The 19,594-nt window shown below is 69.4% G+C and carries 12 protein-coding genes and 1 pseudogene; 3 read left to right on the forward strand and 10 right to left on the reverse strand.

What is annotated here, in order from left to right; genetic code table 11:
• Positions 1-36 precede the first annotated feature (36 nt).
• Positions 37-1,020 carry a Dyp-type peroxidase gene (locus tag ACFYZB_RS34480; RefSeq protein ID WP_388765203.1) on the forward strand — a complete coding sequence of 328 codons (984 nt, stop codon included), beginning with the start codon at positions 37-39 and terminating at the stop codon, positions 1,018-1,020.
• Between the two features lie 4 nt (positions 1,021-1,024).
• Positions 1,025-1,840: a family 1 encapsulin nanocompartment shell protein gene (locus tag ACFYZB_RS34485; protein WP_388765205.1), complete on the forward strand. Its 816-nt coding sequence runs from the start codon at positions 1,025-1,027 to the stop codon at positions 1,838-1,840.
• 49 nt (positions 1,841-1,889) lie between these two features.
• Here the strand turns inward: ACFYZB_RS34485 and ACFYZB_RS34490 are convergent, their stop codons facing one another.
• The 10 genes and pseudogenes from ACFYZB_RS34490 to ACFYZB_RS34535 all read right to left on the reverse strand — a co-directional run bounded on the left by ACFYZB_RS34490 (position 1,890) and on the right by ACFYZB_RS34535 (position 15,130).
• Positions 1,890-3,113: a PucR family transcriptional regulator gene (locus tag ACFYZB_RS34490; RefSeq protein ID WP_388765206.1), complete on the reverse strand. Its 1,224-nt coding sequence runs from the start codon at positions 3,111-3,113 to the stop codon at positions 1,890-1,892.
• Between the two features lie 63 nt (positions 3,114-3,176).
• A complete protein-coding gene (locus tag ACFYZB_RS34495; RefSeq protein ID WP_388765207.1) occupies positions 3,177-5,489 on the reverse strand; it encodes an FdhF/YdeP family oxidoreductase in 2,313 nt (770 codons plus the stop codon).
• A gap of 36 nt (positions 5,490-5,525) precedes the next feature.
• The gene (locus ACFYZB_RS34500) at positions 5,526-6,044 is read right to left on the reverse strand and encodes an SRPBCC family protein (RefSeq protein ID WP_351216988.1); all 519 of its coding nucleotides are present in this window, start codon (positions 6,042-6,044) and stop codon (positions 5,526-5,528) included.
• Between the two features lie 341 nt (positions 6,045-6,385).
• Positions 6,386-6,595 (reverse strand): hypothetical protein, encoded by a 210-nt coding sequence (locus ACFYZB_RS34505; protein ID WP_388765208.1) that lies wholly within the window; start codon positions 6,593-6,595, stop codon positions 6,386-6,388.
• Positions 6,596-7,174: 579 nt separating this feature from the next.
• Positions 7,175-7,855, reverse strand: coding sequence for a diguanylate cyclase (locus ACFYZB_RS34510; protein ID WP_388765209.1), 681 nt, complete (start codon positions 7,853-7,855; stop codon positions 7,175-7,177).
• 105 nt (positions 7,856-7,960) lie between these two features.
• Positions 7,961-8,172 (reverse strand): annotated as a pseudogene (locus ACFYZB_RS34515) (hypothetical protein).
• Positions 8,173-9,672: 1,500 nt separating this feature from the next.
• The gene (locus tag ACFYZB_RS34520; protein ID WP_388765210.1) at positions 9,673-11,256 is read right to left on the reverse strand and encodes a protein kinase; all 1,584 of its coding nucleotides are present in this window, start codon (positions 11,254-11,256) and stop codon (positions 9,673-9,675) included.
• Positions 11,257-11,585: 329 nt separating this feature from the next.
• Positions 11,586-12,758: an ISL3 family transposase gene (locus ACFYZB_RS34525; protein WP_388765212.1), complete on the reverse strand. Its 1,173-nt coding sequence runs from the start codon at positions 12,756-12,758 to the stop codon at positions 11,586-11,588.
• 199 nt (positions 12,759-12,957) lie between these two features.
• On the reverse strand, positions 12,958-13,770 hold the full coding sequence (locus ACFYZB_RS34530) for a DUF4253 domain-containing protein (RefSeq protein ID WP_388765213.1): 813 nt from the start codon (positions 13,768-13,770) through the stop codon (positions 12,958-12,960).
• Between the two features lie 34 nt (positions 13,771-13,804).
• Positions 13,805-15,130 (reverse strand): hypothetical protein, encoded by a 1,326-nt coding sequence (locus ACFYZB_RS34535; RefSeq protein WP_388765215.1) that lies wholly within the window; start codon positions 15,128-15,130, stop codon positions 13,805-13,807.
• 1,159 nt (positions 15,131-16,289) lie between these two features.
• Here ACFYZB_RS34535 and ACFYZB_RS34540 point away from each other — a divergent pair.
• The gene (locus ACFYZB_RS34540) at positions 16,290-19,586 is read left to right on the forward strand and encodes a tetratricopeptide repeat protein (protein ID WP_388765216.1); all 3,297 of its coding nucleotides are present in this window, start codon (positions 16,290-16,292) and stop codon (positions 19,584-19,586) included.
• The last annotated feature ends 8 nt before the right edge of the window (positions 19,587-19,594 follow it).

Consider the following 19,594-nt stretch of genomic DNA (forward strand, 5'->3'; position numbering starts at 1 on the left):
CCGTCACGTTCCGCACAACCAGGAGAGGCAGGCCCTGTGGTCGAGTCTCAGACCGTGATCGCCCCGCCGGCCAAGTCCGCCGTGTTCCTCGTCTTCACCATCGCGTCCGGGGGCGAGGCCGTCGTACGCGACCTGCTTGCGGACCTGGCGGGGCTGCGGCGGTCGGTGGGGTTCCGCTCTCCGGACGCCGGCCTCACGTGCGTCGCCGGGATCGGCTCCACCGCCTGGGACCGGCTCTTCGCCGGGCCGCGCCCGCGCGACCTGCACACCTTCGTGCCGCTGACGGGCACCCGCCACCACGCGGCGTCCACCCCGGGCGATCTCCTGTTCCATCTGCGGGCCCGCCGCATGGACCTCTGCTTCGAGCTGGCCCAGCTGATCGCCGAACGGCTGCGCGGGGCGGCCATCGTGGTCGACGAGGTGCACGGGTTCAAGTCCTTCGACGAACGCGACCTCCTCGGCTTCGTCGACGGCACCGAGAACCCCGAGGGCCGACTCGCCGACGACGCGGTGTTCGTCGGCGACGAGGACCCGGAGTTCGCCGGTGGCAGCTACGCCATCGTGCAGAAGTACCTGCACGATCTCACCGCCTGGAAGGCGCTGCCGATCGAGGAACAGGAGAGGGTCATCGGCCGGACGAAGCTGGACAACGTGGAGCTGCCCGACGACGTCAAACCTGCCGACTCCCATGTCGCCCTCAACACGGTCACCGACGAGGACGGCAACGAGCGCAAGATCGTGCGGGACAACATGCCGTTCGGCCGCATCGGGGACGGGGAGTTCGGCACGTACTTCATCGGCTACGCCCGCACGCCCGAGGTGATCGAGCACATGCTGCGCAACATGTTCCTCGGCGACCGCCCGAACGTCCACGACCGGATCCTGGACTTCTCCACCGCGGTCACCGGCTCCCTCTTCCACGTGCCGACCGCCGACTTCCTCGACGATCCGCCCGGCCCGCCCGTGAGCACCCGCGTGGTGGAGGGTTCGCTGGGCATCGGCAGCCTCAAAGGAGCCTGATCACATGTCCACGCCCACCGAGAGCAACAACCTGCACCGCGATCTCGCCCCGATCACGCCTGCGGCGTGGGAGCAGATCGAGGAGGAGGCCCGTCGCACCTTCCGGCTCAATCTGGGGGGCCGTCGTGTCGTGGACGTGACGGGGCCCGACGGACCCGCGCTGGCGGCGGTGGGCACCGGTCACCTCACCGGCATCGACCCTCCCGCGCAGGGTGTCACCGCTCGGCTGCGCCAGGTGCAGCCGCTGGTCGAGCTGCGGGTGCCGTTCAGGGTCGGCCGGGACGCGGTGGACGACGTGGAGCGCGGCGCGCAGGACTCGGACTGGCAGCCCGTGAAGGACGCGGCGCGCACCATGGCGTTCGCCGAGGACAGAGCCGTCTTCGGGGGATACGCGGCAGCGGGCATCGACGGACTGCGCGGGCGCACCTCCCACCCGGTGATCGCCCTGCCGCCGGAGCCACGCGACTATCCGGACGCGGTCAGCCGGGCCCTGACGACGCTGCGGCTGGCCGGAGTGGCCGGCCCGTACGCGCTGCTGCTGGGCGCCGACGCGTACACCGCGGTGAGCGAGACGTCCGACCACGGGTATCCCCTCGCGGAACATCTCGGCCGGCTGCTGGACGGGCCGCCGATCTGGGCGCCCGCACTCGACGGCGCCTTCCTGCTCTCCACCCGGGGCGGCGACTTCGAGCTGCGTCTGGGCGAGGATCTCGCGATCGGCTACACCGCGCACGACGCGAACGAGATCGAGCTGTACTTCCGGCAGACGCTGACGTTTCTGGTGTACACCGACGAGGCCGGGGTCGCCCTCACCTCGTGAGCAGATCTCGTTCTCACCGGGTGAGCAGGCCACGTTCGGGCCGCCCCGGTCACGACCGGCCGGCGTTCAGGCGCACCGCCTGTGCCGCGGTCGCCAGTTCGGCGAGGGCGAGCGGCTCGTTCAACGACCGGCCGGTCAGCTCCCGGATCCGGTTCAGCCGGTACCGGACGGTGTTGGGATGGCAGTGCAGGATGCGCGCGGCACGGTCGGCCGAGCCGCCGTGGTGCAGGAACGCGTCGAGGGTGTCCAGCAGCGCGTCGCGGTCCTCCGCCGGCAGGTCGACCACCGCGCCGAGCACCTGCTGCGCCAACCGCCGTCCCTCGTCCGGGTCGTGGGCGATGAGGGCGGCCAGCGGGCTGGGGCTGAACACGCGTACGTCGGCCTTGCCGGCCGGGATCTCGGCGAGCGCCGTCCGGGCCAGGTGCAGGGCACGCGGTGTCTCGGTGAGCGAGACGTACGAGGGGCTCATGCCGGTCCGCGCGCCGGCCGCGGCGCGAATGACCTCCAGCACGGTGGCGCTCTGCTCGTCGCGCATCGCCACGATGCCGGCCTGTGTGGTGGGGGTGAGCTGCCACGCCGACACGATGCCGCGCTCGGCGAGGAGCCGCTCCACCCCGATCAGGCTCTCCTCGGCCAGACCACAGGTCTCCGCGGCCACCACGACCAGCTTGGAGTCCAGGGGCAGGCCGAGCAGCTTGCCCACTTCCCACGGCCCGGCCTCCCCCGCCGGCCGGCCGGTGAACAGGGCCTCCACCAGTGCCGAGCGCCGCCGTTGCTGCACGGCCATGAGTTCGGCGGTCGCCGCCCGGTAGGCCTCCGTGAGCACCAGCGCCTGCTCGTCTGCGAGCCGCCACAGTGTGCTCGCCGCGTCCATCAGCGCATCCATGGTGTCCGGCCTGCCGTCGTGGCGTGCGTGTACCACGAGCGCGTCGAAGAGCATCGAGCAACCGATCCGGTAGACCTGCAGCACCTCGGGCAGCGGTGCCCGCTGGTGCGCCCGGCGCCGGCCGGTCTCAGAGGGTGCGGCCAGGTCCGGTGTGACATGCGGATCGCCGAGGCCGCTGATCATGAACCTCAGGTTGAGGGCGATCGAGCGGTGCAGGTCGTCGCGCGGTACGACGTCGTCCTCGCGGTAGAGATCGATGCGTTCGCACACGGCCGCGCACACGTCGTCGATCAGCTCGGGCAGCTGCTGTCCGGCCCAGGCGACCAGCCCGGCGAGCGCGGCGCGGCGTGCCCGGCCGGTCCCGTCTGTGCGGCTTCGATCACCCATGACCACTCCCGTCCGGCCTCTGACATGCTACGCGCGGCGGCAGGCCGGTGCCGGGCGCCCGGGTCAGCGCGGGGTGGTGCTCGGCCGTGGTGCCGTGGGTTCCAGGCGGACCACGACGCCCTTGGACGTCGGTTGGTTGCTGATGTCGGCCACGCTGTCCAGGGGCACCAGGACCTGGGTCTCCGGATAGTACGCGGCGGCGCAGCCCCGGCTGGTCGGGTACGGGACCACCTCGAAATCCTCGGCGCGGCGCTCGGCCTCGTCGCTCCACACGCCGACCAGGTCGACGTGCTGTCCTTCGATCAGGCCGAGTTCGCCGAGGTCGGCGGGGTTGACGAGCACCACCCGGCGGCTGCCGTGGATGCCCCGGTAGCGGTCGTTGGGCGTGTAGGGGATGGTGTTCCACTGGTCGTGGGAGCGCAGCGTCTGCAGCAGCAGGTGTCCCTCGGGAAGGTGCGGCGCCTCGCAGGCGTTCCCGGTGAACAGCGCCTTGCCCACGGCGGTGGGGAACACGCCCTCGTTGACGGGGTTCGGCAGCTGGATGCCGCCGGGGCGGGCCACGCGTCGGTTGAAGTCGTGCAGTCCCGGCACGATGCGGGAGATCCGGTCACGGATCGTGCCGTAGTCGGCCTCGAACTGCTCCCAGGGGATGTCGGGCTTGCCGTCCAGGGTGCGGCGGGCCAGCCGGCACAGGATGGCGACTTCGCTGAGCAGGAGCTTGGAGGCCGGCCTCAGCCGCCCACGGGAGGTGTGCACCTCGCTCATCGAGTTCTCCACGGTCACGAACTGCTCCCCGCCCGCTTGGACGTCCCGTTCGGTGCGGCCGAGCGTGGGGAGGATGAGCGCGGTCCGCCCGCAGACGGTGTGGGACCTGTTCAGTTTGGTGGAAATGTGGGCGGTCAGGCGGCAGTTGCGCATGGCGGCCTCGGTGACCTCGCTGTCGGGTGCGGCCCGCACGAAATTGCCGGCCAGCGCGAGGAAGAACTTGACACGGCCCTCACGCATCGCCCTGATCGAGTTCACCGAGTCCAGTCCGTGGGCGCGCGGCGGGTCGAAGGCGAACTCCCGCTGCAGCGCGTCCAGGAAGGAGTCGGGCATCTGCTCCCAGATGCCCATGGTGCGGTCGCCCTGCACATTGCTGTGGCCGCGCACCGGGCACGCGCCGGTTCCGGCCCTGCCGAGGTTTCCGCGCAGCATCAGGAAGTTGACGATCTCGCGGATGGTGGGGACACCGTGCTTGTGCTGCGTGACTCCCATGGCCCAGCAGACAACGACCCGTTCGCTGCGCAGTACGTCGTCACGGACCTTTTCGATCTTCCTCCGCGTCAGCCCGGTCGCCGCGAGCACGTCGTCCCAGGACAGCGCTCGGACGTGGGCGGCGAAGCCTTCGAAGCCGCTGGTGTTGGAGCGGATGAAGTCGTGGTCCAGGACCTGCCCGGGCCGGGCGTCCTCGGCCTCCAGCAGCAGCCTGTTCAGTGCCTGGAACAGCGCCAGGTCGCCCCCGGCGCGGATGTGCAGGAACCGGTCGGCGATCTGCACTCCGCGCCCGATCACGCCGCGCGCCTTCTGCGGGTTCTTGAACCTCAGCAGCCCGGCCTCGGGCAGGGTGTTCACGGCGATGATGCGAGCGCCGTTGAGCTTGGCCTGTTCCAGCGCGGACAGCTGTCGCGGGTGATTGGTTCCGGGGTTCTGCCCCACCAGGAAGATCAGGTCGGCGTGGTGCAGGTCGTGCAGGCTGACGGTGCCCTTTCCCGTGCCCAGCGTCTCGTGCAGGGCGAAGCCGCTGGACTCGTGACACATGTTGCTGCAGTCGGGCAGGTTGTTGGTGCCCAGCGCCCTGGCGAAGAGCTGCAGCACGAACGCGGCCTCGTTACTGGCCCGCCCCGAGGTGTAGAAGACGGCCTCGTCGGGGGTGTCCAGGGAGGTCAGCTCGGCGGAGAGCAGTCCGAAGGCGTCGCTCCAGCTGATCGGCTCGTAGTGGTCGGACCCGGGCCGCTTCACCATCGGTTCCGTGAGTCGTCCTTGATGATTCAACCACATGTCGGACTGCCGGCTCAGGTACGAGACGCTGTGCTCGCGGAAGAAGTCCGCAGTGATGCGGCGCGTCGTGGCCTCGTCGTTGATGTGCTTGGCGCCGTTCTCGCAGTACTCGTTGCGATGGCGGTGCCCCGGAGAGGGGTCCGCCCAGGCACAGCCGGGGCAGTCGATGCCGTCCACCTGGTTCATGGTCAGCAGGTCCACCCCCGTCTTCAGCGGGGAGGTCTGCTGCAGGGAGTACTCCAGAGCGTGCACCACGGCGGGTACGCCCGCGGCCCATTTCTTGGGCGGCGTCACGGTGAGCTCGTCCTTCGGCCGTTCGCCGGGGGGCTTGGTCATCGGGTTGCCTCTCGCTCGTCGTCGTCCCGCACGAGGTCAGCCGACCGGCCAGCAGGGCACCCGGCTCCTCGGCGGTTCCGGCTCCACGGGCCGTACACGTCCGTTGCGGATCGTTCCCCGCCAGGACCCGCCCGCCTCCCCCAGACCCTCGATGTACTCCTTGAAGTGTCCGAGCTGCGCTCGCACGACGCGTCTGGTCAGCGCGGGTACGACGGGGAGCGCGCCGGCCACGCCGCCCGGCTCGACCTCCAGCCGCACGCTGACCGACGTGCTCCCCTCCTGGGTGGACCGGAACGACACCTCTCCGCGGTGGGAGGGACGCCGCTCCAGGCTGCGCCAGGCGAGATGGGAGTCGGGCTCCTGCTCGACGATCTCCGCCTCGAACTCACGGCACACCGGTCCCATGGCGACGACCCACGTGGTGACGTTGGGCTTGACCTGCTCGACCCTTTTCACCACGGTCATGAACCGCGGAAAGCTCTTGAACTGCGTCCACTGGTCGTACGCGGTGCGCACTGGCACCGCGATCTCGATCGTTTCCTCGATGGTATGCATGGCCCACCCATCTCCAGGCGCCGCGGTCTCCCAGTCTCTCCGCTCGGCAGGTGGGCTGCCACACGGAGAGCAGGCCGTCCGCGTCCGTGCCCCTGTCACCCGGCGCCGACGGCCATCTGGCCGGGACCGCAGGCGGACGCCTCGGCCCGGCTCGGGTGCTCCTCCACTCCGTGGCCTCCGTGCGCTTGCCCGGACCGGGGACGGTACGGAATCGGAAGGGCTCGGGGTCACGGCCGGCCCCGATGAACCAGCGCTCCCCGGTGCCGTGGCCGGTGACGATCCGCAGCACCGTGTCCGCCAAGATCTGAGCCGGAGCCGGATGACTGGCAGGTTTGGCCGACTCAGTGCTCCCACATCTCCGGGCCACTGCCGCGCCACTCCACCCAGTCCGCGACCGCCACATTCTCCGGCTCGACGCCCTCCATGCCAGCTCGCTCCAGGAACTCGGCCACGTCGAGCAGCGAGTACGCCATCCCCACGAAATGGGCTCCCACACGGACACGGCGGCCGCCGTCCTCGGCGGGCGGATAGACCACGACCTCCACTGTCATGACCTCAGGGTCTGCGATGGTCGCGCTGGTCGCGCGCTGGAGCGCCGTCGGCGTCGGCACGACTGGTGGTTGTGGGGCGCCTGGGGCATGCTCGCCGCCGGCACCATGGCTCTCGGTGTCGCCGACCGCCAGCAGTGCGCCTGACCGCAGGCGAAGCGCCCGCCCACCACCTGGGCGGATGCTCGCGTGTCATCTGCTGGTTCTCTTCCAGCTGCCGACGGCGCCCCAGCCGAGGAGCGCACTGATGATGAGATCGCCTACGACGGACCGGGTGTCGGTGCCTTTCGAGGCGCTGACGAGGCCACCGATTGTGAGGCAGGTGAGCAGAACAGCGAGTAGCAGCCAGACGATTTTCATGGTCCCCCCCAGGGAGCGAAGTGAGGACCGCAATGTAGCTGGAGCGCTTGTTGCCGCGGGAGGGTGACGAGGCACTGTCATGCGTGACGGCAGAGGCGTTCGTGCGCTGGTGCCGCTCGGGGCTACTGCGTAGGTCACCCGTGCCCCGAACCATCTGGAGCGGTCCGATCGGTTACCTGCCCCAAGTACAAGCCCAGGTCGCCGACTTGACGGGGGGCTGCTTCAGTTATCGGTGTCATCGGTCCTATCGTCGCGGCGAGCCCGTACGCAGCGGATCATCTCTTCCGCGTACGGCAGGACGACGCAGAGGCCGACTCCGGCGGCGATGGCGCCGAGGTAGCCGGCGGACAGCGGGCGCTCCTTGGGAAGAAGCTTCCAGTCGTCGGCGCGGCGGCCGCCCTTGAGGGCTTTGCGGACCTGGTCCCCGTGCAGGCAGGCGGTGAAGGCTGCGGCCGTCAGCGGCAAGACTTCGAGGAAGCTGTGGATGTGCTGCTCGACGGGCGTGACTTCACGCTTGTCGGTGGCCAGCGACACGTCCCACAGCGCTGTGGCCCCATGCGCGAGAGCGGCGCCGCCCATGAGCGACAGCACCAGCGGATTCACCTTGGTGGTCAGCCCCGCGACGACCGGCAGGCCCGCCTCGGTCATCATCAGGGCGTGAACCGCTGATTCGCGCACACCGCTCGTGTGCTCGATATCGGACCGGCGGTGCATCACCCAGTCGGCGACAGCCGGCACGAACCACAGGGGCATGACGCCGTACAGCAGGAACCTGCGGTTGGTGTTCTCGACGTCGTCGGCGCCCCGCGGGATGCGCAGGGTGGGACCGGAGCGCCAGCGTTGCCAGCGAGTGAACGCGGAACGGCGAGCAATACGCATGAATGCCTTTCGTTGGTGCCGCATGCAGTGCAGGTTCCCCCTCGCTCATCTGCCCTTCGCGGACGCCGGACCGCCCGGATGAGCTCCGGTGGAGGCTCCGCCCATCGGGACGCCAGCGGCCGCCGAGAGTCAGCGCCCGACTGCCTTACACAGTTGGTCCTTGTTCATCGAGGAGCGGCCCTCGTTCTTCTTCTTGGCCTCTTCGTGGAGCTGGTCCCTGGTCGGGCCCTGCGCACCGCCGCAGGAGCGCTCGCCCGCCCCGCAGAAGCACCGCGCTTTTGCGCGCCCTCCTTGATGTGCTCGTACTGACGCTCACGCTTGGAACGGGATCCTGCCGGCATGACAACTCCCACAGCTAAAAGGACGGTCCGCTCTCCGAAAGAACGCGTTCCCGCCCCTGTGAAACCCACACGGCAGGAAACGCACCCTCCACTGCACCTGACGGCTGGACGGGCCGCGACAGCACAAGGCCGATCGAGGGGTGGCGGCGTCGCAGAGCCATCCGCAACCGGGCCGCCGACGTGCCCCGGCTGGGCAGCAACGAGGACCGCGCGGAGGCATGCCGGCAGGGTCACCTGCGCCGGGGCTGAGCCGCGCGGCCTGGCCACCCGACCGAACCAGACGCAAGCGCGATGCGCACCGGCCCCGCAGACAGGAGGAGCAGGGTTCCACTGCTGAGTCTGCGGGGCCGGTGCATGGCTCACGTACCCTGCGGTGCGTCCGATAAGCCCGATCCCTCCCAAGCGCCGCAAGGGAGCGTCTTTTACACGCCAGTGGGCCTGGCCGTAGCAGCTGGGCCCACTCATTGCTCAGGGCGCGCTCCTCGCGCCGGGTGCCTTTCGCCTACCAGCGGTACCAGCGGCCCCTACGGCCGCCGCTGTCCGCAGACCGGACGACGAAGCCGAGCAGCCCCTTCGCTCACACCTAACGCACCGCAGACACACGGCGTGTATCACTCAAAGCGATGCCGTGGCCTTGGATCTGCCGGACCATGGCGGGGTCGCGCGTACAGCCGACACCCGAGACTGGCAACCGAGGGAGCAGCCTCACGACCGCGCTCGAGAAGTCCGAGCTCAGGCCGAACAGCGCGCCATCGGCAGACCCACACGGGCAAGGCCATGGGCGACGCCCATCAGACCAGCGAGTCGCTGTGAATCAATCACGTTCCCGGAAGTGGGCGACGCCGTCGCTCCCCACGGGCGAGCAGTCGCCTGAAGCAGTGGCGGACCATGGGCGGTTCGTTTCTCCGGTGAACCCCCACCCGCCATCCGAGTGAATCCGGTGACCGCCGCAATGCACTGGCCACGGCACCCGCGACCCAGGGAGGCTCACACAGCCCACACCTTGAACACATTCATATCCCGGTCGGCGCGCGCTACTGCTGCCAGGCGCCGGCATCGGTGGGCACTGCAGCATCGGATGCGCTCAGTGGCCGGCCTCCCGGTCGCGGTGCGATCCCGGCTGCTGCGGGCGCTGCGCCTGCTGGCCGTCCTGGCGCGCCGGGTGCCCTGCGTCGGCACGTTCTGTTCGGCGTTGCGGTCCGCGCGGGCGCAAGAGGTCTCGGCCGCCTCGGTGAACGCGTCCTGGAGGTGGCGCAGCCGCTCGGCCGTGAGATCGAGGGCTTCCACGTCCGTGCGTGATTCCCGCAACGCCCACAGCGCCGTCAGATCGATCGCCTCCCGGTGCCCGGCCTCCGGCTCCTGGTCGCCGCGCTCGGGGTCGGTGGCCAGGGACGCGAGCAGCTACTCGGGCATCGCCGCCTGTTGGTGCGCGACGACGTCGTACGCCCGGCCCCGCGCGGCGACGGGGCAGCTGACGGTCGGTGTGGCGCGGATCAGCTCTCACTTGCGGGCAGCGGTGACCTTCACGCTGCACTGCAGATCAGCGAGGTAGACCTGAGAGTGTCCGCTCGGGTCGAGCTTGAGTGGGCCGCCGCCTTTGGAAACTGTACCCAGGTCGACGGCCTCTCCGTTCGCAGCGTCGCGTAGATCAAGCCTGCAGTCGCCGGCGCCGTTGAAATCCATCACTCTCACGGATATCGGCCCCCGCGGACTGAAGGCTTCGGTGTCGCCCGTGCCGTACTGGCGGGTGAAGGGCGGCACCGCCGCTCCCGCTCCGGATCGGTGGACTACCTGGCAGCCCGGGTTGTTGGCCGCCCAGCGAAACGGTCCTGAGGTGTGTGCCAGGAACGACTTGGTGCCGTAGTTCTCAAATACCTGCTGCTGACCGGTTTCGGTGTTCGTCAGCGTAACGGTGCAGCCGTTGTCCCGGCCCCCGATCTGGTCGCTGACGATGAGCCGCCACGGTGACGTGGCGGTGAAGCCTCTGGATGCCCGGCTGCTTCGCTCCCCGGACGGCTTGCTCTGCGAAACCTTGGCGGCCCCAGTGTGGTCCGGCAAGAGCTGGGCCGCGGCCGTTCCACCGGCCGCGAAGACCACGGCCATGCCGGCGGCAAATGCGACACGACGGCGCCGCGGGTGTTTCGCCGGCGTGACACCCGTGAGGCCCGGCACCGCCCCGGGCGGCGACTCCACGCCGCTCTGCAGGCCGGAGAGCACCCGCTCCACCTCGTCCCGCATCGCCTCGGCGGTAGGGAAGCGGAGCGCCGGGTCTTTGCTCAGAGCCCGGACCACGAGCGCGTCCACCTCCGAGCTGATCGCCTGGTTGATGCTGGATGGCGTTGGCGGCTGCTCCTGGATGTGCTTGTAGGCGATGGAGAAGGCGGTGTCCCCGTCGAACGGCGGCTGCCCGGTGAGAAGTTCGAACAGCATGCACCCCACCGAGTACAGGTCGGTTCGGGCGTCGATGCTCCTGCCCAGCGCCTGCTCCGGCGCAAGATACTGGGGCGTGCCCACCACCGCACCCGTCTGCGTCAAGGACGTCACCCCGGACTGCAGCGCGCGGGCGATGCCGAAGTCCATCACCTTCACCACCCCGCGCGGGGTGACCATCACATTTCCCGGCTTGATGTCCCTGTGGACCAGGCCCTGTCCATGGGAGGCGGCCAGCGCCGAGAGCACATCCGCGGTGATCCTCAGAGCAGGGTCGCAGGGCATCGCGCCGTGCTTGTCGATCTCCTCTCGGAGCAGTGCGGACAGCGTCGCCCCCTCGACGTACTCCATCACGATGTACGGCACCGGGCCGACGTCCGGAACGACGTCTTCACCGCTGTCGAACACCGCCACGATGTTGGTGTGGCTCAGCCGCGCCACCGCCTGTGCCTCGCGACGGAACCGTTCACGGAAAGACGACTCGTGGCCCAGGCCGGTGTGGAGCGTCTTGACCGCCACCGGGCGCTCCAGCACGGAGTCGTGCGCGAGGTGGACGGTCGCCATCCCGCCCTGGCCCAGTAGCTGCTGCAGCATGTACCGGCCGTGGCCCACCTTGCGCAATCCGGCACCCGCCCCACCCGTAGTGTCACCCATCGGCCTCAACATCCCCCTCACCCGCCCGGCCGCGTTCGCTGGGTGCCCATGGTCCGCAGACCACCGGGCAGCACCTGCTCGGCCCCGAACGAGCACAAGATTATCGGCACGGACACCGGACCACCGGCCGCGGTGACCGACGGTTCGGCGCCGCGGACACGGCGTGCGCCCTGGGTCGGTACGCCGTAGGCAGCGGTACCGGAGGCAGGCGGGCTGACCGCCGAGCAGCGCAGGCGCGGTGAAAAGGTACGGATGCGGGCCATCGACCTTCGGGGAGGGTTCGAAGGTCCCTTGCGTCGCCCGGGAGTTACGGGTGCGCGAGAAGGTTTCTACCTGCGGCGCCATGCCCGGAAGGCGGGCGGGCGACATGCTTTTCGGCGGTGGGCGACGGCTGTGCAACGCGTGCGCTCTGCGCGCTGACCCGCTTGTTGCGGTGCCCGAACACTTTCAAAGGTCGTGCTCGGGCAGACCGGGAAGACGCTCGCGTTCATCGACTCCACGCTATGACCAACCCACCGGCCCCCAGAGCCGTCTCCTACGTCGCGGGGAGGTTCCAGGACGCAGTTGGGGCGGCGGTCGCGGGCGGAGGCCAGAAGTTCGTCGAGGTCGGTATCGCGGAAGCTGCGGACGGTCTTGCGGTCGAGGTTGAGGCGGCGGGCGATGATGCTGATCGTCCAGCCCCTCTCAACTAGGCGGTGGATGTCCTCGTAGCGGTGACGGGTCCGTTCGATGATCTGGGTGCGGGGCAGTTCCGGCACCGGCAGTTCCATCGGGACGGGTTCCGGCACGCTAGGCTCCCTCTCCTGATCGGCATGTCTGCGCAGGCAGTTGCGGTGCTGGTGGCAGGTCTTCTCCATCGCGGCAGACAGGTTCTGCAGCAAATGCCACCTGTCTGCGACTTCGAGGGCGTCAGGAGCGGCTTCCTTGACTGCCTTCGCGTAGGCAGTGGCCCGGTCACGGCAGATGATCTCCGCGCCGGGATGATCCTTGAGCCAGGCCGCGAACGTCTCGGAGGTGCGGTCGGGTAGTACGTCCACGACCCGGCCGGCCTCGATGTCGACCAGCACGGTGCCGTAAGTGCAGCCCTTGTGGAAGGCGAACTCGTCCACCCCCAGCACCCGCGGGGCGCGGTCCGGCACCGCCGGCGCCTTCAGCACGAGCAGCTGGGTCCGGCCTGCGGCCATCGGCAGATGCCGGCACAGCCGTGCGGCCGGACGGCCGCCGAGTTCAATCGCGATCGACCGCAGCCAGCCCGTCAGCCCGGTACTCGAGCGGCGGTGCCGCTCGGTCGGGCCCGGCACCTGCTCGACGAACGTCCTGCGGGAACACCTCTTCCGGTCGCAGAAGTACCGGCGCACCCGGAGTCGGACGACGACCCGCCGCGGTCCCAACGGACGCTCATCCAGTCGGTGACGATCGCCTGCTGCGCCGCGGCGAGTGACCTTGCCGGAGCAGACTGTGGTGTGGAGTTTCGTCTCCACCGGGTCCTTCAGCTTGTTCACGCCCGAGCCCGGCCGTGCTCCGGATCGGCCGGATGCAGAAGTGTCCGGGATTCCTGTGTCGGCAATAGCCCATTGCCGTTGGTCCAAGCCGCTTGCGGTTCTCTGTAGACACGGCGGTGGACGAGCCGTTCCGCCGAGTCGATCCCGCAGGTTCCTCCCAGGGCATGGGTGAGCACTCTCGACGGATCCGCGCAGAGGGTCAGTCCCACCAGAAATCCCAGCTGTTCATACCGACGATGCGCTCCGCATAGGCGGCCAGGGTGCAAGGACGGGGGCCCTGCCAGATGTTGTCCGGGCAGAAGGCGAAGTGCTCAGCGGCTACAAGCAGGGCTTCCTGTGTGTCCACCGGGGGCGCCGCGACGCTGAGGTGGAGGGTGCCGAAGCCAACAGCTACGACGCGCGCGCCGAAGCGGCGCTCCCAATTGCTCACGACGGCGGAGAACTTGGCCGTGTCGTTGTCGTAGTTGGCCGGACCGTCCCAGCCGGCGGCGGTCAGTGCGTCAGCACCACACAGAGCGGTGACGAGGCCGAGGCGCGACTGAGGGTGCTGGTTGTAGAAGACCTCCGCGTACTCGGTGGCCATCTCATCGGCGCCTGCCACGGGCTCATGGCTGAGGACCGGGGTTGGCCAGGTTTGTCCGAACGGTGCGGTGACGGCGAGCCGCTTGTCAGGGGTCAGCAGGTCGTCGTCCTCGTCGGTTTTCGTGAACTGAATCCACCACTGCGCGAGGAGCTCGGCCGGATCGTGCGCGTCGGGAGACGACATGGGCTCAGGGAAGAGTTCTCCGGACCCCCAGGGCCGGAATTCAGCGTCCCTCGGGTCATGAGCGTCAAGAAGAAGCGGCCAAAGGCCTGAGGTACCGTGCTCGGCCAGCAGACGAGCCCACAGCTCGACCGGCACCGGAGCGTCGCTCAGCCACAGTGGCTGCGTGTCGCCGTCGCCTTCATCGGACGTGATCATCCGCCCTTTCGGGAGCGGCACGGAAAGGGAGGCAAGCAGTTCAGAGGTCACGAGGGGATGCTAGTTCGAGGATCTGACAGCGACCCTAACTGTCATGCTTGAACGCCCGACCACGGACGACGCGCTCGGCATAGCCGCCGTAGGTGCGCCCGGCCAACTCTGACCAACGGACCGCGGTGCCCGCAGTAATGCCCAGGGCCTGCGCGAGGAGGGGCGCCTCGACGCGTGCGGCCAGGTGCAGTAGCGCTCGGGCGCGCGACCTGGTCCAGGAGGAAGTCCGAGCGCGCGAAGGCGGACGGTGGCGCTGCTGGATGGCGAGTTGGTCCAGGACGGGCGGTAGGTGGATCTCGGTCTCTCCGAGCGTGAGGTAGACGGCGCTGGCGGAGCTGCTGTGGTTGACCCGTATGTCGTCGGCGCGAAGCAGAAGGATCTTGGTCAGCGGAGCAGCGTAGGTGAGGATGAGTGCGCCCATGAGGCGGTCGGCGGGCTCGAGGGCGTCGTCGTGGAGCGCGCGGCGGAGCAGTTGCCACCGCTGCTCGGCGGTAAGGGCGGGTTTCGGTTGGTCGCTGCGCGGTTTGTGACAGGCGAGTTTGCGGCTCTTGCGGGTTCGTGTGGTCCAGCGGAGGAATGCCTCCAGCGCTCCCAGGTGCTGTGGGTTGCGGGAGAGGAAGTCGTCAATGTCTGTCTGGGTGGCTTCGGCCAGGGGTGTGTCGTGCTGGGCGAGCCAGGTGAGGAACGACTGGGCGGCTCTGATCCGGGCCTTGGCATACTGGAAGGTCGAATAGGTCTGGGGCCTGCTGTCTCGGGGCCGGTGGATCCTGGGTAGCAGCCGCCATGTGCCGTACTCGTGGAGGATGAGCCGTTGGTCGGCCGACTCTGCTGTGGCGAGGTGGTCGGTCACCCAGCGCTGGAAGTCTGCAGCGTAGGTGTTGCGGGCCGACAGGCATCCGGTGGCGACGAGTTGGCCGCGGACGGTCTCGGTGGTGCGGCTTCTGGGGAGAGCGTCCGCGTGGTTGACGGGGATGGTGCCGGTGCCCATGGCAATCAGCAGCCCGGGATTCTTGCGCAGCCAACTGAGCGAGCTCGCCGGCCGCGGACCGGTCAGAAGTGCGTCGCGGAGTGGGGCCAGTACGCGTCGAGCCTCCGGAGACGGGGTGAGGTGGTCGAAGACGGCGGCGAGGGCGCACCGATCACAGCGGCCGTAGGAGTAGCGCGGGTGCTGGGGCTTCGGTGCGTCCTGCTCGGCCTGCCGGATCCACTCCAGCGACAGGTATCCGCGCTGGTGACGGACCAGGTCGGCGAACGCCCGAGCGAGACCGCAGGCCCGGGTGATGTCCGGGCAGGCGAGGCGGACTTGGAGGAGTCGCTCGCCTGGCTTTCGGTGAGCGTCTCGCGGGGCCGCATGATCCACGAGGTGATCTTGCGAGGGCTCGGGGTGTCGGCTCGCACCGGTTCGGTGGTCCCCGCGCGGAGGTCGGCGAGGTGTTTGAACTCCGCGTCGCAGTACGCCTCCCACGAGCCGTAGCCGAGCGGGAGCCAGACCGGGCGTCGTGAGCGTCGCGGACCCTGACGGCAAGCACCGCCACGGAGCGCCGGACGTCGTCCATCGCCTCGCAGAGCCCGGCCGCCACCTCCCGGGCCTGCACGGTCGTCAGCGGCGGCCGCGCCGGTTCGGCGACATCGTCCTGGTCCTTGTCGTGCTCGCCCATGACTCCATCGTCCTCCGCCCCGGCGGGCTGGAGCAGGGTGTACGAAACTGTCCCGTCCCGATGGAGTTTGAGCAGTCTCAACGGAGTTTGATCGGTGCTTGGGGCTGGTTCGAGGATCAGCAAAGTCACCGGTGTCAGTCTTGCGGGGCCGCGGGGCCAGCGGCCCCGGCCCTTGCGGCGGCTGCCGCCTCCAGAAGGGACCAGCCGTCGATCGCCACCACCCGCCGCATCTCTGGCTGCCACCCCCGGGCCGAGGCCGCGTCGAGCAGAGCTCGGACGGCGCCCGGTTCGTGAAGATTCAGGGAGGCACCCCGGACGTATCCCACGTCTCCGGAGCCCAGGGGAGCCCCGCCCGGGACATACCGGCCCGGGCCCTCGGTGAAGACGATGCGCAGTGGGCCGCCACTGCCGGCCGGTTGCGGGTACAGCGTCAGGGTCTCGCAGCAGGACCGGCTACCAACCGCCACGCTGTGGCTGTGGCTGTGGCTGTGGCTGTGGCTGTGGCGGAGAGTCCACAGGTACGCGCGCGCGTCGGCAACCAACCGACGGAGCCTCTTCGGGTGGCGGGGCACGGAGCCGAGGGTACGCGGCCAGCAGCACGAGGGATCAAGATGCCGCCCGGCCCCTGCCCTCCTGAAGGTCGCGCAACGAGCAGCGACCCGGCCAGACATCGGCCCTCAAGGCTGCACCCTTGCACGGATGATGTGGATGTGTCGGCACCCGCACTGTCACGCTGACACGGCATCCGTGGTGGGGCGGGGTGCACGACCCGTCCGATCGAACGAAGTACACCCAACTGCGCTGTCCGTTACAGTCGTTCGCTGTCGCTGCGGTTCGGGTCGTCGCTGCCTAGGGGGCGCCGTGGGTCAGTCGGGGCGTTTGGGGCTGGTGGTCAGCGCGCGCTGGCTCGCCTACAAAGACGATCAGGCGTACATGCACGAAGCCGCGGAGGTTATCGCGGCTGCCCTGTACGACCCGGTCCTGGGGGCGTGCGAACCCGCTGTGGCGGGGCTGCGGGTGCTGCGGGATCCGCCGAAGAAGGTCCTGGAGGAGCGGATCCAGCAAGCCTTCGAGAACGCGTCAAGCACGGGGTCCACACTGGTGCTGTACCTGATCGGTCACGGTTCCTCCGACTTCGACGACGACCTGTACCACTTCATCCCGGCCGATCACCCTGTCAGCTTGGATGCGCTGCCGGCCCGCGGATACCCGCTGGGGGCGCGTCTGCGTACCCTCCACGGCGAGTTCCCCGGCTCGGACGGGGTGATCCTGATCATCGACACGTGCGAATCGGGGCGGCTGGCCGGCGAGCGACGGTGGTCGATGCCGATGAAGCGGATCTCGGTGTCCACCGCCACGAGCTACGAGTCGGGCTGGCAGGCGCGCTTCAGCCGGGTGGTCGGCGAGCACCTGGAGGCCGGCATCGACGACGCCGGCCGGTACCTGAGGGCCTCGGACTTCCAGCGCCACATCCCGCGGTGGCAGGACCAGTTCCCGCACCATTTCATCCACGACGAGAGCGACGACGCAGGTCTGTGGATCAGCGCGAACCGCGCGAGCCGCAAGGGCCTGGTGGAGGATCTGGTCGCCCGGGTCACCCGCCGGCAAGGCGGACTGCACGAGATACACCGTCGCTATCAGCGCCCCGAAGGCCACGACCCGGTGGCGCAGTCCGTGCGAGAGCACCGGAGGGTGGCAGTGCTGGGGCCTAGCGGCTCCGGGAAGAGCGCCACGCTGCAGATGACGGCGATCGACCGCATCGACCCGGGCCGGGCCGGCCCGAACCGGGATCCGTCGCTACCCGGCCAGGCGGTGGCGTTCTTTCCCATCGCAGCCGACACCACGCCGGAGGAGTTCGCCAGGCAGATCAACGATCAACTGTACATGTCGGCCCGCGACGCCTTCGTCGAAGCGGAGGAAGCCTTCCTGCGGACCATGCAGCAGGAGGAGGTGGAAGCGCTACCGGCGACCGAGCGCTGGCTGACCGGGCCGCTGCGGCATCTGCCGGGCGATGTCGAGGTCCTCCTGGTCATCGACGCGCTGGACCAGCTTCCTGCCGAGGCCGAGACGGCCGTAACGGAATGTATCTCCGAACTCGGCGACACGCACCGCTACGGCCACGTGAGCACCGTGGTGTCGGTCCGTCACCGGCCCGAGTACGGCTACCCGGCCATCGTTCCGGTCGGCTTCGAGTGCGTGGCGGTGCCACCGTCCACCGTGCAACAGGTCCGCCGGTATGTGGAGCGCAGGAACGTCCCGGTCGAGCACGTCCCCGGCATCGTGCGGATCGCGGAAGGCAACTGGTTGATCGTCACCTTGCTGTGCAACGAGCTCAGCGGCCGCTCCGAGCGCGACACCGACCGGGACACGGGCCTGCCCACCACGCGCGAGGACCTCTACGACCGGCTCCTGACCCGGGCCCTCGGCGAGTACGGCCGCGAGCAGCGCGAGAACACCGACAGGAACCTGGCCGCGATCCTGGCCGTGCTGGCCTACGGCGGCGAGAGTGTCCTGGTGCCCCTGGCAGTGCTGCGCGCCGCATCCGAAAGCCTGGAAGGCCCTTCGACCGTCGCCGGCGTGCGCACGGCTCTGGTCGCCCTGCACCACCTGGTGGAGCGCGTCGAACCCGGCACCGACCGCGAGCAGCTCACCGCCATCCACCCCACCTTCATCGACCACCTGCAACGCTCGCAGACTCTGACGCTTCCGAGCGCCGTCCGCACCCACTCGGCAATCGCCGATGCCCTGGCTAAGCTCGCTCCCATGGCCGATGGCAGGAACAGCGGCGACGATCCGGTGCGCGCCTACGCGGAGCGCAGCGAAGCCACCCACCGGTGGGAGGCAGGAGACCCCGACGGCGCCCTCGACGTGCTGATCGGCCGTCCCGCAGCACTCGCCGGCGAGAACAGACTCCGCTGGGAGCGCTGGACCCGCACCATCACCCACACCTTGGGCCCCGCGGACCTGCGCAGCCTGCGAGCCCGGCGCGAACTCGCCTCCTGGACCAGCCGCTGCGGCCTGTTCGCATCCGCCACCGAGCTCTACAGCCGGCTCCTGCCCGACGTCACGCACATCCTGGGCACCGACGACACCTTGTCCTTGCGTGTGGAACTGGACGCGGCACTCACCCGGGGCGTCTCCGGCCACGCCTCGGAAGCCCGCGACCTCCTCCAAGATCTGGTGCCGCGCATCCGCACGGCCCAGGGCCCGCACAGCGAACTCACGCTGGAGGCCCGGCACGCGCTCGGAAGTTGGACCGGGCTTGCCGGGTCCCCCCGGGCGGCGATGGACCAGATCCGCGAAGTTCTGCAGGAATGCCGCCAGTACCTGGGCGAAGAGCACTCCGAGACGCTCGCGTGCCGCAACAGCCTGGCCCGGTGGACCGGGGAATCCGGCTACGCCGCCCAAGCGGTAGAGGAGTTCAGCGCGCTCCTGCCCCTGCAAACCCGCCAGCTCGGTCCCCTGCACCGCGAGACCCTGCGCACCCGCTACAGCATCGCCTACTGGAACGGGGAAGCTGGACGGCCCGGACAGACCCTCGCGCTCCTACGCGATCTGGTACCCCAGCAGATCGAAGCACTCGGCGAGGACCACCCGGACACCCTGCGCACCCAGCACGGCATCGGCCTGTGGAGCGGTGTCAACGGGGACCCGGCCGAAGCCATCCGTATTCTCACTGACCTCATGCCCGCCCGCATCCGCGTCCTGGGCCCCGACCACCCCGATACCCTGCGCACGCTGAACAACCTCGGCCGGTGGACCGGTGTCATGGGTCGCTACGACGAAGCCGTCCGCATCCTCGAGGAAACACGCGAACGCCGCACCCGCAGCCTCGGCGCCTCCCATCCCGACACGATGCGCACCGTCAACAACATCATCGACTTCACCGGGGCGGCCGGCGACTTCGCCCGTGCCCGCCAACTCGCCGACGAACTCCTCCCGCTGCAGGAATCCGTCCTCGGTCCCCATCACCAGGACACCCTGCGCACCCGCTTCAACCAGGCAAAATGGCAAGCCGCGCAAGGAGACGCGGCAGGCGCCCTCGACAACCTGCGCCACCTGCTGCGCGACCAGCAAGACGCCATCGGGCCCGAGCACCCGAACACCCTGCGCACCGCCGAGGAGATCGCCGCCCTGGAGCAGCAGGCAGGCGCGTGAACCGCAGT

Source organism: Streptomyces sp. NPDC001852, from assembly GCF_042891825.1.
Classification (GTDB): Bacteria; Actinomycetota; Actinomycetes; order Streptomycetales; family Streptomycetaceae; genus Streptomyces.

Excerpts from the sequence above, each read along its gene's own strand:
- ACFYZB_RS34485 (WP_388765205.1), top strand. The coding sequence starts at position 1,025 with ATGTCCACGCCCACCGAGAGCAACAACCTGCACCGCGATCTCGCCCCG.
- ACFYZB_RS34490 (WP_388765206.1), bottom strand. The coding sequence starts at position 3,113 with ATGGGTGATCGAAGCCGCACAGACGGGACCGGCCGGGCACGCCGCGCC.
- ACFYZB_RS34495 (WP_388765207.1), bottom strand. The coding sequence starts at position 5,489 with ATGACCAAGCCCCCCGGCGAACGGCCGAAGGACGAGCTCACCGTGACG.
- ACFYZB_RS34500 (WP_351216988.1), bottom strand. The coding sequence starts at position 6,044 with ATGCATACCATCGAGGAAACGATCGAGATCGCGGTGCCAGTGCGCACC.
- ACFYZB_RS34505 (WP_388765208.1), bottom strand. The coding sequence starts at position 6,595 with ATGACAGTGGAGGTCGTGGTCTATCCGCCCGCCGAGGACGGCGGCCGC.
- ACFYZB_RS34510 (WP_388765209.1), bottom strand. The coding sequence starts at position 7,855 with ATGCGGCACCAACGAAAGGCATTCATGCGTATTGCTCGCCGTTCCGCG.
- ACFYZB_RS34520 (WP_388765210.1), bottom strand. The coding sequence starts at position 11,256 with ATGGGTGACACTACGGGTGGGGCGGGTGCCGGATTGCGCAAGGTGGGC.